Origin of the sequence: Serratia marcescens (assembly GCF_029846115.1) — a bacterium.
Classification (GTDB): Bacteria; Pseudomonadota; Gammaproteobacteria; order Enterobacterales; family Enterobacteriaceae; genus Serratia; species Serratia marcescens_L.
On the sequence record NZ_JARVZZ010000001.1, the window covers coordinates 4,489,159 to 4,503,403 of the forward strand.

Annotated in this window: 14 protein-coding genes; 1 reads left to right on the forward strand and 13 read right to left on the reverse strand. The window is 61.8% G+C overall.

Annotated features, from left to right (window positions below):
- Positions 1-104: 104 nt before the first annotated feature.
- From QDT79_RS21420 to QDT79_RS21470, 11 genes are all read right to left on the reverse strand, one after another.
- Positions 105-677 (reverse strand): UbiX family flavin prenyltransferase, encoded by a 573-nt coding sequence (locus tag QDT79_RS21420; RefSeq protein WP_038876440.1) that lies wholly within the window; start codon positions 675-677, stop codon positions 105-107.
- A 131-nt stretch (positions 678-808) separates the two neighbouring features.
- A complete protein-coding gene (gene purF / locus QDT79_RS21425) occupies positions 809-2,326 on the reverse strand; it encodes an amidophosphoribosyltransferase (protein ID WP_019453742.1) in 1,518 nt (505 codons plus the stop codon).
- Between the two features lie 21 nt (positions 2,327-2,347).
- Positions 2,348-2,848 (reverse strand): colicin V production protein, encoded by a 501-nt coding sequence (gene cvpA, locus QDT79_RS21430; protein WP_004936119.1) that lies wholly within the window; start codon positions 2,846-2,848, stop codon positions 2,348-2,350.
- Positions 2,849-3,083: 235 nt separating this feature from the next.
- A complete protein-coding gene (dedD, locus tag QDT79_RS21435; RefSeq protein WP_308317040.1) occupies positions 3,084-3,839 on the reverse strand; it encodes a cell division protein DedD in 756 nt (251 codons plus the stop codon).
- Complete coding sequence (gene folC / locus QDT79_RS21440) at positions 3,840-5,105, reverse strand: bifunctional tetrahydrofolate synthase/dihydrofolate synthase (RefSeq protein ID WP_308317041.1); 1,266 nt, start codon at positions 5,103-5,105, stop codon at positions 3,840-3,842.
- A gap of 190 nt (positions 5,106-5,295) precedes the next feature.
- Entirely contained in the window at positions 5,296-6,204 is a 909-nt protein-coding gene (gene accD, locus QDT79_RS21445) for an acetyl-CoA carboxylase, carboxyltransferase subunit beta (RefSeq protein WP_063988974.1), read from the reverse strand.
- 232 nt (positions 6,205-6,436) lie between these two features.
- On the reverse strand, positions 6,437-7,099 hold the full coding sequence (locus tag QDT79_RS21450; protein WP_019453745.1) for a DedA family protein: 663 nt from the start codon (positions 7,097-7,099) through the stop codon (positions 6,437-6,439).
- A gap of 78 nt (positions 7,100-7,177) precedes the next feature.
- Complete coding sequence (truA, locus tag QDT79_RS21455; protein ID WP_308317042.1) at positions 7,178-7,999, reverse strand: tRNA pseudouridine(38-40) synthase TruA; 822 nt, start codon at positions 7,997-7,999, stop codon at positions 7,178-7,180.
- On the reverse strand, positions 7,999-9,009 hold the full coding sequence (locus QDT79_RS21460; protein ID WP_063988972.1) for an aspartate-semialdehyde dehydrogenase: 1,011 nt from the start codon (positions 9,007-9,009) through the stop codon (positions 7,999-8,001). The genes truA and QDT79_RS21460 overlap by 1 nt, the downstream gene beginning before the upstream one ends.
- A 110-nt stretch (positions 9,010-9,119) precedes the next feature.
- Entirely contained in the window at positions 9,120-10,241 is a 1,122-nt protein-coding gene (gene pdxB, locus QDT79_RS21465) for a 4-phosphoerythronate dehydrogenase PdxB (RefSeq protein ID WP_130017830.1), read from the reverse strand.
- Between the two features lie 53 nt (positions 10,242-10,294).
- The gene (locus tag QDT79_RS21470) at positions 10,295-11,068 is read right to left on the reverse strand and encodes an AraC family transcriptional regulator (RefSeq protein ID WP_063988970.1); all 774 of its coding nucleotides are present in this window, start codon (positions 11,066-11,068) and stop codon (positions 10,295-10,297) included.
- A 117-nt stretch (positions 11,069-11,185) separates the two neighbouring features.
- Here QDT79_RS21470 and QDT79_RS21475 point away from each other — a divergent pair, with 117 nt between their 5' ends.
- Positions 11,186-12,106: a DMT family transporter gene (locus QDT79_RS21475; protein WP_063988969.1), complete on the forward strand. Its 921-nt coding sequence runs from the start codon at positions 11,186-11,188 to the stop codon at positions 12,104-12,106.
- Here QDT79_RS21475 and QDT79_RS21480 read toward each other — a convergent pair.
- Entirely contained in the window at positions 12,103-13,521 is a 1,419-nt protein-coding gene (locus tag QDT79_RS21480; protein ID WP_107227601.1) for a sensor histidine kinase, read from the reverse strand. The genes QDT79_RS21475 and QDT79_RS21480 overlap by 4 nt on opposite strands.
- Positions 13,508-14,182: a transcriptional regulator TctD gene (gene tctD, locus QDT79_RS21485; RefSeq protein ID WP_038876462.1), complete on the reverse strand. Its 675-nt coding sequence runs from the start codon at positions 14,180-14,182 to the stop codon at positions 13,508-13,510. Before tctD ends, QDT79_RS21480 begins: the two co-directional genes overlap by 14 nt.
- Between the last annotated feature and the right edge of the window lie 63 nt (positions 14,183-14,245).

Sequence of the window (14,245 nt, forward strand, 5' to 3'; positions counted from 1 at the left end):
GCGCCATGAAACAGTGAGCGTGATGAAGTGGGATCATTATGGTGCATACTCCGCCCCAATTCAGTGCGGTGTTGCACAAATGTGCCAATTTAGGGATAAAACTGTTAATTGACACCCTGCCAGCGGGTGAACAGATCGGTCGGCAGTTCGATATCAAACTGATCGATCACCCGATTGACGGTCTGATCGATGATGTCTTCCACGCTTTTCGGCTGGTGGTAAAACGCCGGCACCGGCGGCATGATCACCGCGCCCATCTCCGCCGCCTGGGTCATCAACCGCAGGTGCCCCAGATGCAGCGGCGTTTCCCGCACGCACAGCACCAAACGACGGCGCTCTTTGAGCACCACGTCGGCGGCGCGGGTCAGCAGCCCGTCGCTGTAGCTGTTGACGATGCCGGACAGGGTTTTGATCGAGCAGGGCAGGATCGCCATACCCAGGGTTTTGAAGGAGCCGGAGGAGATGCCGGCGGCGATGTCGCGCGCATCGTGCACTACGTCGGCCAGCGCCTGCACTTCCCGCAGGCTGTACGGCGTTTCCAGCGCCAGCGTCTGCCTTGCTGCGTTGCTCATCACCAAATGGGTTTCCACCTCTGCGACGTCGCGCAAAACCTGTAACAGGCGCACGCCGTAGATAGCGCCGCTGGCGCCGGAAATGCCGATGATGAGTCGTTTCATGGAAAATGGCCTCTGCCGTAAAAAGTAAGATCAGGCAGACTTTGCCGCAATGGCGAGGGATAAGCAAGTCAGAGGAGCAAGGCGCACCGCCGCAGACGCGGCGATGCACCTTGAGGGATCAACGCAGGGGGTTAGCCTTCGTTGTGCAGTTCCAGATTTTCCGCTTCGGTTTGCACCCGCAGCGCCTTGGCGTCGTCGCTGCGCAGCGACTCCAGGTATTCCAGATAGCTTTGGTCGACGTCTTTGGTCACGTAGATGCCGTTGAACACCGAGCATTCGAACTGGGTGATGTCCGGATTCTCTTCACGCACCGCTTCGATCAGGTCGTCCAGGTCCTGGAAAATCAGCCCGTCGGCGCCGATGATCTGGCGGATCTCATCCACTTCACGCCCGTGGGCAATCAGTTCGTTGGCGCTTGGCATGTCGATGCCGTAGACGTTCGGGAAACGCACTTCCGGCGCGGCGGAAGCCAGGTACACGCGCTTGGCGCCCGCTTCGCGCGCCATTTCGACGATCTGTTCCGACGTGGTGCCGCGCACGATGGAGTCATCCACCAGCAGCACGTTCTTGTCGCGGAACTCGGCGCGGTTGGCGTTCAGCTTGCGGCGCACCGACTGACGACGCGCCTGCTGGCCCGGCATGATAAAGGTGCGGCCGACGTAGCGGTTCTTCACGAAGCCCTGGCGGTATGGCTTCTCGAGAATGCGTGCGATCTCCAGCGCGATGTCGCAGGAGGTTTCCGGAATCGGGATCACCACGTCGATGTCCAGATCTTCCCACTCGCGGGCGATCTTCTCGCCCAGCTTCTGGCCCATGCGCACACGGGCGCTGTAGACCGAGATCTTGTCCATAAAGGAGTCCGGGCGCGCGAAATAAACGTATTCGAACAGGCACGGGTTGGTTTTCGGGTTCTCTGCGCACTGGCGAGTGAACAGCTGGCCCTTGGTGGTGATGTACACCGCTTCACCCGGCGCCACGTCGCGCAGGAATTCAAAGCCCAGGGTATCCAGCGCCACGCTCTCGGAAGCCACCATGTACTCGCTGCGGCCATCTTCCAGCGTGCGCTTGCCGATCACCAGCGGGCGAATGCCGTTCGGATCGCGGAACGCCAGCAGGCCGTGGCCGATGATCATCGCTACGCAGGCGTAAGCGCCGCGCAGTTGCTGATGCATGGCGGCGACCGCGGTAAAGATGTTGTCAGCCTCCAGCGGGTAATGCGGGAAACGGTCCAGCTCGCTGGCCAGCACGTTCAGCAGGATTTCCGAGTCGGAGGTGGTGTTGACATGGCGGCGGCCGCTTTCGAACAGCTTTTGGCGCAGCTCATGGGCGTTGGTCAGATTACCGTTGTGGGCCAGCGTAATGCCGAACGGCGAGTTGACGTAGAAAGGCTGGGCCTCAGAGGCGCTCGAGCTGCCGGCCGTCGGGTAACGCACATGGCCAATGCCCATGTTGCCCTGCAAGCGTTGCATATGGCGCGCCTCAAACACATCCTTCACCAGGCCGTTGGCTTTACGCAAACGGAACCCGTTGTGGGCGTCAATGGTGACGATGCCTGCGGCATCCTGGCCCCGGTGCTGAAGCACCGTCAGCGCATCATAAATCGACTGGTTTACCGGCATGAAACCGGCGATACCGACAATACCGCACATGTTGTCTTTTCCTCATCAGCGCTACCGCCCCGGCAATTGGGTCGGCAAGAAACTCGACGTGCTCTGCAGGTAGTCAAAGAACCACCTGATGACGTAACTGAACTGGGGAATGAGCTGCGACTGTTTCCAGTCGGCACTCTGTGAAAAGCCGGTAAAGGTATCCAGGAAGAACAGGATCGCCGCGACGATCAACACTCCGCGCAGCGCGCCGAAGCAGATGCCCAACACCCGGTCGGTGCCCGACAACCCGGTTTTCTCTACCAGAGAGCTAATCACATAGTTAACAATAGCCCCTACGATCAAGGTCGCGATGAACAAAATCGCGATCGCGATACCGTTTCGCACCAGTTCATCTTCAAAACGAGTGAAATAGACCGCAAGGTAAGAGTAGAAATGGCTGGCAACAAAAAACGCACATCCCCATGTCACAAGTGACAATGCTTCGCGAACAAACCCTCGGATCAGGCTCACCAGAGCCGAAAATCCAATCACCGCTATAATGACGTAATCAATCCAGACCATGAACTATTCCAATGATGAATCGCCCCTGCATCCAATTCGCGGCGAATTCTAACAGAAAAAGAAAACGTTTGCGTAGGGGATTTCCTACCACGTTACAAATAAAAAGCGGCGATCAAAAAATTCCCAATCGCCGCGCCTACATAGGTGATTTCGCCTGTAAAAGGCGCGGTTTTTCTTGCGATCTCTCCACCACTCCTTAATTCAGGGGCGCATCCTGCTGCGCCCCTGCGGGGTTTTAACGGCCGTACGGTTTCACCTGCCCGCTCAGCCCGCTGATCGAGTTCAGCGACGGCAGCGCCGCCTGCAGCTTCTGCCTGGAGGCATCCGGGCCAACGTAGATGCGGGTGATCTGCCCCTGCACCGGCGTTGACGGCACGGTAAAGGCGCGATAGCCCGAGAGGCGCAGCGAGGCGACAATCTCGTTCGCCTTGGCGGCGTTTTTCAACGCCCCGAGCTGCACGACATAGGCTTGCCCTGCCGGCGCTTTTTCTTCCGTCGGTTTCGGCTGCGGCGCCGGTTCAGGCTTCGGCGTCGGTTCAGGTTTCGGCGTCGGTTCAGGTTTCGGCGCCGGCTTCACTTCCACCGGCTTCGGTTGCGGTGTCGGTTTCGGCTTCACTTCTACCGGTTTGGTTTCCACCGGTTTCGGCTTAGGCTGTGGCACCGGCTGAGGACGCGTTTCGACCGGCGGCGGCGCCACCTGCGTCGGTTGCTGAGCGCTCTGCCGCACTGCCTGTTGCGCCGCCGCTTCGTTGGCCGCCTGCTGCTCGACCAGCGCGCCCGCCCCTTCCGGCGGCTGCGCCGGCAGCGGTTGCGTCACCGGCGGCAGCACGTCGTTCTCCTCGACGTCGCCCGCCTTCGGCACCAACGGAATGGCCGCGAATTCATCCTCGTAATGCTTCTTTTTGCCGTCCAGCAGCCCTGGCAGGATGATTACCCCCAGCGCCACCAGAATCACGGTTCCGACCAGTCGGTTCTGAAATTTACTCGCCACTCACACTCCCCGCATCTCGTCTAACGCCGCCATCACCTGCGCCACGGTGTGGAACGATCCACAGACGATCACAATATCCTGTTTATCAGCATCCTGCATAGCCTGCCGCCAGGCAGTTTCGACATCATTAAAGCGGCGCGGTTCCGTCAGATGTTGCGCCAGCTGTTCGACGCTGGCGCCGCGCGGCCCGTCGAGCGGCGCGCAGTACCATTCATCCACCTGCTCGCTGAGGCAGTCCAGCGTGCCGGCGATGTCCTTGTCCGACAGCATGCCCACCACCGCGCGCACCTTGCCGCCGTCGCGCGGCAGTTTGGCCAGGCGCCCGGCCAGATAGCCGGCGGCGTGCGGGTTGTGCGCCACGTCGAGGATCAGCATCGGCTCCCGCCGCACGATCTGGAAACGCCCCGGCAGCGTCGCCTGCTGCAGCCCGGTGAAAATCGCGCGTTCGTCGATTTCCAGCGGGGAGCAGTTCAGCGCCGCCAGCGCGGTAGCGGCGTTGGCCAGCGGTACGTTCGGCGTCGGCAGATCGGTCAGCAGCGTGTCGCCACCCTGCCACTGCCAGCGATCGCCCTGCTCGCTGAAGCGCCAGGCTTCACCGCGGCGATACAGCGGCGCGCTCAGCGTTTCGGCAACCTGACGAATGCTCTCCGGCATGTCGGGTTCGCCCACCACCGCCGGCTTGCCGCTGCGGAAAATGCCGGCCTTTTCACGGCCGATGCTTTCGCGATCGTTGCCCAGCCAGTCGGTATGATCGAGCGCGATGCTGGTGATCACCGCCACGCTCGGATCGACGATGTTGGTCGCGTCGAGACGCCCGCCCAGGCCCACTTCCAGGATCACCACGTCGAGCCGCGCCTGTTTGAACAGCTGCAGCGCCGACAGGGTGCCGAATTCGAAATAGGTCAGCGACGTTTCGCCGCGGCCGGCCTCAATGGCGGCGAACGAGCGGCTGTGCTCCGCTTCGCTCAACTCTTCCCCCTGAATGCGCACGCGTTCGGTATAGCGCACCAGATGCGGCGAACTGTAGACGCCGACGCGCAGGCCGGCGGCCAGCAGAATGGCTTCGAGGGTGCGACAGGTGGTGCCTTTGCCGTTGGTGCCGGCAACGGTGAACACCGTGGGAGCAGGGGTCAGTAAATCCAGATGCGCCGCGACGCGCTGTACGCGCTCAAGGCCGAGTTCGATCGCCTGGCTGTGCAGACGTTCCAGATAGTAAAGCCACGAGCTCAATGGCGACGTGGCTTGGGGAATTTGGTGGTTTTGCATGAGTCCCGTCACTGAACTTGGGTTCATTAATCCATCAGGGCACCACCCTCACCGCGGTAAAGGCGATGCGCTTCGTTACCGCCGCCAATCCGCAAGCCATGGCGCGATAGGCCACGGCCGGCAGGGAACGGGTTCAGCCGTCACTTAGCCACAAAGTGGCGGCTGAACCCGGGCGGGATCTGTCTTTGCCTCAGGCGTCGGCCTGCGGCTCCGGCTCAACGACCGGCGCGGCCTCATCGAAATGCGGCTGCGGCTGATTGGTCAGCTTGGACAGAATGCTCGCCAACGTCTGGCGCATTTCCGGACGGCGAACGATCATGTCGATCGCGCCTTTTTCGATCAGGAACTCGCTGCGCTGGAAGCCCGGCGGCAGTTTCTCGCGCACGGTCTGCTCGATGACGCGCGGGCCGGCAAAACCGATCAGCGCTTTCGGCTCGGCGATGTTGATGTCGCCCAGCATCGCCAGGCTGGCGGAGACGCCGCCCATGGTCGGGTCGGTCAGCACGGAGATGTACGGCAAGCCGCGCTCCTGCATTTTGGCCAACGCCGCGCTGGTTTTCGCCATCTGCATCAGCGACATCAGCGCTTCCTGCATGCGCGCGCCGCCGCTGGCGGAGAAGCACACCAGCGGACAGTTGTCCTCCAGCGCCTGCTCAACCGCACGCACGAAACGCGCGCCGACCACGGAAGACATCGAGCCGCCGATGAAGGCGAATTCGAAGGACGCAGCGACGATCGGCATGCCGTACAGCGTGCCCTTCATCACTACCAGCGCGTCTTTCTCGCCGGTCGCTTTCTGTGCGGCGACCAGACGATCTTTATAGCGCTTGGAATCCTTGAATTTCAGAACGTCCTTCGGCTCCAGATCGCTGCCCAGCTCCACTTCGCTGCCTTCGTCCAGCAGGGTATGCAGACGCGCGCGCGCGCCCATACGCATGTGGTGGTCGCACTTCGGACACACTTCCAGATTACGCTCCAGCTCGGCGCGGTAGAGAACCTGGCCGCAGCTGTCGCATTTGGTCCAGACCCCTTCAGGAATGCTCGCCTTACGGGTTTGTGTGATATTGCTCTTGTTAAGAATTCGTTCAATCCAGCTCATCGATGACCTTTCTGTTTGAACCTGGCACACGCCAGTCCGCTGTTCATGCTTTAACAATCCCCCCGAAAACACCCCAATGAAAAAATGCCCGTTCGCGGCGCGGCAAGCGCGGCGACTGAGGCATCGGCTTCAGGGTTGTTCGCAGGAACAGACCATAATGTCGCTCATTAAACCATATCGGCCCGACGCTGTGGACAAAAAACTGGTCGAACCGACAGGTTAAGCGATGTTTTTACTGTTTTTGCTGGCGGGCGGCCGCGCGCTTGTGGCGCCAAATTTCAATCACGCCCGGCAGAATCGAAACGATGATGATCCCGACGATCAACAGTTTCAGGTTCTCCTGCACCACCGGCAGATCGCCGAACAGGTAGCCAGCATAAGTGAAGAGCAGCACCCAAACCAGTGCGCCAATCACGTTATAGGCGGCGAAGTGGCGATAGGACATATGCCCCATACCGGCGACGAACGGCGCAAAAGTACGCACGATCGGCACGAATCGCGCCAGAATGATCGTTTTCCCGCCGTGCTTCTCATAGAACTGGTGCGTCTTGTCCAGATAGCTACGGCGGAAAATTTTCGAATTCGGGTTGCTGAACAGCTTCTCGCCGAACAACCGCCCGATAGTGTAGTTCACCGCATCACCGAGGATCGCCGCCACCACCATCAACGCCACCATGGTGTGCACGTTCAGATCGTTGGTCGGCAACGCCGCCAGCGCGCCGGCGACAAACAGCAAAGAATCCCCCGGCAGGAACGGCGTCACCACCAGACCGGTTTCGCAAAACAGGATCAGGAACAGAATAGCGTAGACCCACATGCCGTATTGTGCGACCAGTTCGGCCAGATGCACATCAATATGCAGAATGAAATCAATAATAAACTTGATGATGTCCATAAATTCTCTCATTGATACCGGGTGTTTCAATCACCCGGCAGAAGCACAAGGGAGCGACGCTTTCAGGCGTGCCGGCGTTTAATCGTCGGGCAAAAACAGCGGCCCCATCGGCGGCCGCGGTAGACCAAAGTGGTCGGGATAATCCACGGCAACCAGATACAGCCCCTCGGCTCGCGCCGTCGCCGCCGCCAGATTGCGATCTTTCAGCGCCAGCAACTCGGCCATCCAGTTCTCATCCTGATTGCCGCAGCCGATCTCCATCAGGCTGCCGACGATGTTGCGAACCATGTGATGCACAAAGGCATTCGCCTTGATATCTACCACAATATATTCGCCGTAGCGCGTAACCTTAACGTGTTTTACGCAGCGCCACGGGGTGCGCGACTGACACTGCACCGCGCGGAACGAAGTGAAGTCGTTCTCGCCCAGCAGCGCCTGCGCCGCCCGATGCATGCGATCGGCGTCCAGCGGGTGATAAAAATGCGTCACTCCCTGTTGCAGCACCGCCGGCCGGTAGCGATGGTTGAAAATAATATAGCGGTAGCGGCGCGCGATGGCGCTGAAACGCGCGTGAAAATCGTCGGCGACGGGGCTCACCCAACGCACCGCGATATCCGGCGGCAGATGGGTGTTTACCCCCATCGTCCAGGCGGCGTCCTTGCGGCGCGCGGAGGTTTCGAAATGCACCACCTGCCCGGTAGCGTGCACCCCGGCGTCGGTACGCCCGGCGCACAGCACGGTAATCGGCGCATCCGCCACCTTGCTCAACGCCTGCTCCAGGCGTTGCTGCACGCTGGCCACTTCTTGCTGCCGCTGCCAGCCGTAGTACCGGCTGCCGTCATATTCGATGCCCAGCGCGATCTTCAGCGTCGGCTGAGCGGGCGAGACCACCTCAGACATCAGTACATCTGCTCCTGCACCAGACGCTCGGCGGTTTCGACAGCCATCAACGCGCCGCCGAAGCGCACGTTGTCCGCCACCGTCCAGAACTGGAGCAGCTCGGGGATACCGTAATCGTTACGCAGACAACCGATGCTGAGCGCATCGCTGCCGGAGGCATCGGTGACCTGAGTCGGGTAATCGTCCTCTTCGCTCAGTTGAATGTCTTCAACCTCTTCGAGTTCGCTGCGCGCCTCTTCGGCGGACAGCGGGCGCAGCGCTTCCAGGTGCACCACCTGCGCGTGGCCGTAAAACACCGGCGACTGAACGCAGCTCACCGAAATCGGCAGCCCTTCATCCTGCAACACCTTGCGCACCTGATCGACGATCAGGCGTTCTTCGCGCACGCTGCCCTGCTCGTCGGCAATCAGCGGCAACAGGTTGAACGCCAGCTGCTTACCGAAAATGCCTTCTTCGGCCGGAATACCGTTCAGCAGGCGCGCGCTCTGGCCTGCCAAATCGTCCACCGCCGCCTTGCCGCGCGACGATACCGACATCAGCGTGGTGACATGCAGACGCGACAGCCCCGCCTGTTCGGTCAGCGGTTTGATCGCCGTCAGCAGCTGGCTGACCATGCTGTCGGCCACCGCCACGATATTGCGGTTGCGGTAATCCGCCAGCACCTGCGGGTTGACGCCCGGCACCACCAGCGGCACATCCGGCTCCATGGCGAACAGGCCGCTGGTGTCGATCACCAGGCAGCCCATGTTGCCGGCTTCTTCGGCATAGCGCGCGGAAGCTTCGCTGCCGGCGACGAAGAAGGCCAGCTGGGCCTGCGACCAGTCGAACTCTTCGGCGTTTTGCACCAGAAGAGACTTGCCGTTGAAGCGCACATTGGCGCCCGCGCCGCGTTCGCTTGCCAGAGGATAGAGCTCACCCACCGGGAACTGGCGTTCCTGCAACAATTCCAGCAACGCTTCACCTACCGCGCCAGTGGCGCCGAGCAGCGCGATATTCCAGCCGTCAGACATCGGGTTTTCTCCAGAGTATTTCATTCATAAATGCAGACGGGCAGTGCAGCCACCGCCCGATAATCTTTGCCGCTCACTGTAGCGGCGTTGGCTTAAGACAACCTTATGCGCTACGCCACGCTGAAGCCCAGCTTGCCGAGCAGCTCGGCGCTGGCGCTGTCATCGCATTGCACGGCCAGCGAAGACCACTCGCGGCGTTCCTGGTAGTGCTTGCGCAGGCGATCGAATTCGCCCGGTTGCCCGGCGACTTTGCGCAGCGGCGCATCATCGCGGCGCACATCATACACCAAGTGCATCAATCGTTTTAACCGCGCTTCATCCAGCGGCCCGTTGAGGCGGATCTGGCTGAACTCCGGCACCGGCAGCAGCGAGGCCAGCGCCACCTGCTGCGGCTGTCCCAGATGGCGGCTGAACGCTTCGAACACCTGAGTGGTGCCGCGCGCCTTGCCTTCCAGCGTATACCCGGCGATGTGCGCAGTGCCGATATCCACCCGCGCCAGCAGCGGCAAGGAGAGGTCCGGCTCCGGTTCCCACACGTCCAGCACCGTGCTCAGCTTTTTGCCTTTTTCCAGCGCCTGCAGCAGTGCGGCGTTATCCACCACCGGCCCGCGGCAGGCGTTGATCAGAATGCGGTTGTCCGGCAGCGCCGCCAACAGCTCGGCGTCCGCCAGATGCAGCGAATGGTATTGGCCGGATTTATTCAGCGGCGTATGGAAGGTCAGCACGTCGGCCTCGGCTACCAGCTTCGCCAATGGCCAAAACTCCCCGGCGTCGCCGCGATCGGCGCGCGGCGGATCGCACAGCAGCGTGCGCACGCCCAACGCTTTGAGGCGCGCGTCCAGGCGCGAACCGACGTTGCCCACGCCGACGATGCCGACGGTTTTATCCCGCAGATGGAAGCCATCGCGTTCGGCCAGCAGCATCAAGGCGGAGAACACATACTCGACCACCGCGATGGCGTTGCAGCCCGGCGCGGCGGAAAATCCGATGCCCTGCCCTTGCAGCCAGGCGTCATCGACGTGATCGGTGCCGGCGGTGGCGGTGCCGACAAAACCGATGCGGCTGCCGGCCAACAAGGCTTCATTGACCTTGGTGACCGAACGCACCATCAGCGCATCGGCATCTGCCAGCGCCTCGCGCGGGATCGGGCGACCCGGCACCGCCTGCACGTCGCCCAGGCGGCTGAACAGCTCGGCCGCGTACGGCATATTTTCATCAACCAGAATCTTCACTGCGTTCTCCGACGGTTTACGGCTATTTGTCTGCGAAATAGTGTGCCACTGAATCAGGCACGGCGAAAGCGCTCAGGGGTGGTGCCGGCGATCTGCTGGAACATGACGATAAACGCCGACGCGGAGCTGTAGCCGACGTCCAGCGCCACGTCCTGCACGGTCTTGCCCTGCTCGAGCAGCGACACGGCGTGCAGAAAACGCAGGCGCTGGCGCCATTCGCTGAACGACATGCCCAGATCCTGTTGGCAGCGGCGCGACAGCGTGCGCTCGGTGGTGTAAACCCGAGCCGCCCACGCCGCCAGCGAGGTGTTGTCCGCCGGGCAATGCTCCAGCGCTTCCAGCACCGGCGCCAAAAACTTGTCGTCCGACGACGGCAGATAGGTTTGCTGGCGCGGCGACAGGCGCAGCTGATCGATCAACACCTGACACAGGCGCAAATCCTCCTCCGCCTGCGGAATGTACTGCTTGCGCGCATAGAAATCCTCGGCGATGGCGCGGAAGATTGGTGTCACGCTCACCAGACAAGGGTCGGCCGGCATGCCGGCACACAGCGCCGGCGTGATGTCCACCATGCGGCACTGCGCCAGCCGCTGGTTATAGCAGGAGTGTTCGATGCCGGCCGGCGCCCACAGCACGAACTCCGGCGGCGCCAGAAAGCGCTGCCCGCCGATACGCAGCACCATCACCCCGGCTTTGACCCACATCAACTGGCCCCAGGTGTGGCTGTGCGGCTGGAATTCGGTGCGCGCGTTGAACTCCTCGCAGCGGAACTGCACCGGCTTCGGCGCCGGGATCAGCGACTCGGGGAAATGGCGGATTTCTGGCATGGTTTCGTCCCGTGATTTGTCTTGTTTACGCCGATTTTTGTCTGAATATCGCTATATATGATAAACCGGACACGCGTAGACTAGCCAGCATGTTGGACGTTATTGAGAATAATTATCATGAATATGCTCTTCCCGCTGTTGGCCGTGCTGATATGGTCGATTAACGCCGTCGTCAGTAAACTCTCCGCCACCGCCATCGATCCGGCGGCCATCTCGCTCTACCGCTGGCTGCTGGCGCTGATTGCCCTGACGCCGTTCGTGCTGCCGGGCGTGCTGCGCAACTGGGCGCAGGTGCGCGCCAACTGGTGGAAGCTGATGATCCTCGGTTTGCTGGGCATGGTGCTGTACCAAAGCCTGGCCTATTACGCGGCGCACAGCGTCAGCGCGCTGTTTATGGGCATCATCGTGTCGCTGATCCCGCTGCTGACCATCCTGATCAGCATCGTACTGCTGCGCATTGCGCCGACCGTCGGCGTGCTGCTCGGCAGCATACTCTCCTTCTGCGGCTTGATCTGGCTGGTCAGCGGCGGTCAGCCCGGCGTGCTGCTGCAGCACGGTATCGGCAAGGGGGAATTGATGATGCTGCTCGCCACCGCCTCTTACGCGCTGTATGGCGTATTGACCAAACGCTGGGCTATCGCGCTACCGAACTGGCAATCGCTGTACGTGCAGATCCTGTTCGGCGTGCTGTTGCTGCTGCCTAATTTCCTGATGGCGGAGGATGTCGGCTTGAACGGCCATAACCTGCCGCTGGTGCTGTTCGCCGGCATTCCGGCTTCGATTATCGCTCCGTTCCTGTGGATCCAGGGCGTGATGCGTCTGGGCGCCAACACCGCCTCGATCTTCATGAACCTGGCGCCGGTGTTTACCGCCGCTATCGCCGTGCTGTTCCTGCATGAGCAACTGCACGGTTACCACCTGATCGGCGGCGGCATCACCTTGCTGGGCGTGATCCTGTCGCAGCGGCTGCGCACGCCGCTGACGCGTAAAGCCAAGGCCCCGGCGGCCGACGTCGAATCCTGCAAAGAACAGGCTTAAGGCAGCAGCCTGAAACGCACCCGCACCAACAGGCCGCCCAGCGCGGCGGAGCTCAACAGCTCCGGGCGGGTGCCGTGATACGCGGTGATATCCTTCACCAGCGCCAGCCCCAGGCCGGCGCCCGGCTGATCGCCCACGTTGTCCAGCCGGTGAAACGGCTGCAGCGCCAGCGCCTTGTCCTGCAAAGCAATGCCGGGGCCGCTGTCTTCTATCTCCAGCACACCTTCCCCCGCCGCCTTATCCTGAGTGAGGCGGGCGGTGACCACGCCCTGACGCGGCGTGTATTTCAGCGCGTTGTCCAGCAGGTTGGCGCACAGCTCGGCCAACAGCAGCGGTTCCCCTGCCACCTGGCACACCGCCTCACCTTCAAACCCGAGATCGATCTGTTTACTGCGCGCCTGCGGCAAGCGGGAAAAGCAGGCGTCGCGCAGCACCTGCGCCAGATTGACCGGCTGCAGCTGGCGCTCGGCCTGGTGCTCGCTGGCCTTCAGGCGTGAGAGATGCAGCAGGCGGTCGGTCAGCGCCACGGTATTATCCAGCGTCGCGCTCATCGCCTGCAGACTTTCGCGCCACTGCTGCGGCCGGTCACTGGCCAACGCGACCCCAACCTGGGTCTTCAACACCGCCAGCGGCGTGCGCAGTTGGTGCGAAGCGTCGGCGCTGAAACGCTCCTGGCGCGCCACCATCAGCCGCAACCGTTCGATGTAGCGATTGAACGCCACCAGCAACGGCTGCATCTCCGACCACGGCAATACCCGCGGCAAGGGCGTCAATTCGCCCGGATCGCGCCTCAACATGATGCCGGAGAGTTTACGCATCGGCTTCAACACCCGCTTGAGCAGCGCGAACGCCAGGATCAGGGTCAACACCACCACCGTGCCCTGGCTCAGCAGCGCCGCGATCATCATCTGCCGCGCCAGGTAACGGCGCGACTCCAGGGTTTCTGCCACCAAAATGGTCGCCATGCCGCTCACGCCCGACTCGTTGATCGGTTGAAACAGCGCCGCCACGCGGATCGGCCGGCCGAGGTATTCCGCATCGTAAAAATGCACCAGCGCCGGGTAGAGCGTGGAACGCGGGATATGGGGCGGCAACGACGGCAAATCGTCATAGCCCGAGATGCTTTTTCCCTGCGGCGAAATCACCTCGTAATACAACTGATCGTTCATGTTGCGCTCGAAGCTGTCGAGCACCACATAGGGCACATCGACCGCCAGCTTGCCTTCGCGCACCACCAGCCGCTCCGCCACGGTGCGCGCCGACGCCAGCAGCGTGCGATCGTAAGCCAGGGTGGCGGCGCTCATGGCGCTGAAATAGTGGGTGTAGATCGAGATACCGCCCAACGCCACCAGCGGCAGGCCAAAAAACAGCAGCAGTTGATAGAACAACGAACGCGGCGCGTTAAACCACCGCATTGCACCGCTCCAGGCTGTAACCCAGACCGCGCAGCGTGATGATTGCCACGTCGCTGCCCTGCAGCTTTTTCCGCAAACGATGCACGTAAAGCTCGATGCTCTCCGGATTGGCCTCGTCGGACAGCGTAAACACCTGCTCGAACAGCTGCTGCTTGGCCACCGGGCGGCCGCGCCGGTGCATCAACGCGGTCAACACCGCCAGTTCGCGCGGCGTCAGCGCCAGCGGCTTGCCCTCCAACAGGAAATAGCCTTCGTCGTGATAGGTCAACGCGCCATACTGCAACGCCGGCTGCGCGGCGCCGACGCTGCGGCGCAGCAGCGCCCGAATACGCGCTTCCAGCTCGTCCAATTCGAACGGCTTGGTGAGATAATCGTCCGCCCCCAGATTCAGGCCCTTTACCCGATCGGCCACGTCGGTGCGCGCCGTCAGCAGCAGCACAGGCAGATCCTGCCCGCGCTTGCGCAGGCGCGCCAGCAAATCCAGGCCGTTCAAACGCGGCAGCGCCACATCCAGCACCGCCAACGCATAGCGTTCGTTGAGCAACAGATGATCGGCGGCCACGCCGTCCGGGGCGACGTCGACGGCAAACCCGGCGCCGGTCAGCGCCTTTTGCAACCAGTGAGACAGCTCGGGGTGATCTTCAACCAATAACAGTCGCATGTTCCCATTCCATTGATTTACCTGAACAACCTGGCGCCGACACGGCGTCCGTTAACAGGCTGA

Bases quoted from the DNA above. Each gene is read 5' to 3' on its own strand.
- cvpA (WP_004936119.1), bottom strand. From the start codon at position 2,848: ATGGTCTGGATTGATTACGTCATTATAGCGGTGATTGGATTTTCGGCT.
- folC (WP_308317041.1), bottom strand. From the start codon at position 5,105: ATGCAAAACCACCAAATTCCCCAAGCCACGTCGCCATTGAGCTCGTGG.
- QDT79_RS21480 (WP_107227601.1), bottom strand. From the start codon at position 13,521: ATGCGGTGGTTTAACGCGCCGCGTTCGTTGTTCTATCAACTGCTGCTG.
- QDT79_RS21475 (WP_063988969.1), top strand. From the start codon at position 11,186: ATGAATATGCTCTTCCCGCTGTTGGCCGTGCTGATATGGTCGATTAAC.
- QDT79_RS21470 (WP_063988970.1), bottom strand. From the start codon at position 11,068: ATGCCAGAAATCCGCCATTTCCCCGAGTCGCTGATCCCGGCGCCGAAG.
- QDT79_RS21460 (WP_063988972.1), bottom strand. From the start codon at position 9,009: ATGTCTGACGGCTGGAATATCGCGCTGCTCGGCGCCACTGGCGCGGTA.
- accD (WP_063988974.1), bottom strand. From the start codon at position 6,204: ATGAGCTGGATTGAACGAATTCTTAACAAGAGCAATATCACACAAACC.
- truA (WP_308317042.1), bottom strand. From the start codon at position 7,999: ATGTCTGAGGTGGTCTCGCCCGCTCAGCCGACGCTGAAGATCGCGCTG.
- tctD (WP_038876462.1), bottom strand. From the start codon at position 14,182: ATGCGACTGTTATTGGTTGAAGATCACCCCGAGCTGTCTCACTGGTTG.
- purF (WP_019453742.1), bottom strand. From the start codon at position 2,326: ATGTGCGGTATTGTCGGTATCGCCGGTTTCATGCCGGTAAACCAGTCG.
- QDT79_RS21420 (WP_038876440.1), bottom strand. From the start codon at position 677: ATGAAACGACTCATCATCGGCATTTCCGGCGCCAGCGGCGCTATCTAC.
- QDT79_RS21450 (WP_019453745.1), bottom strand. From the start codon at position 7,099: ATGGACATCATCAAGTTTATTATTGATTTCATTCTGCATATTGATGTG.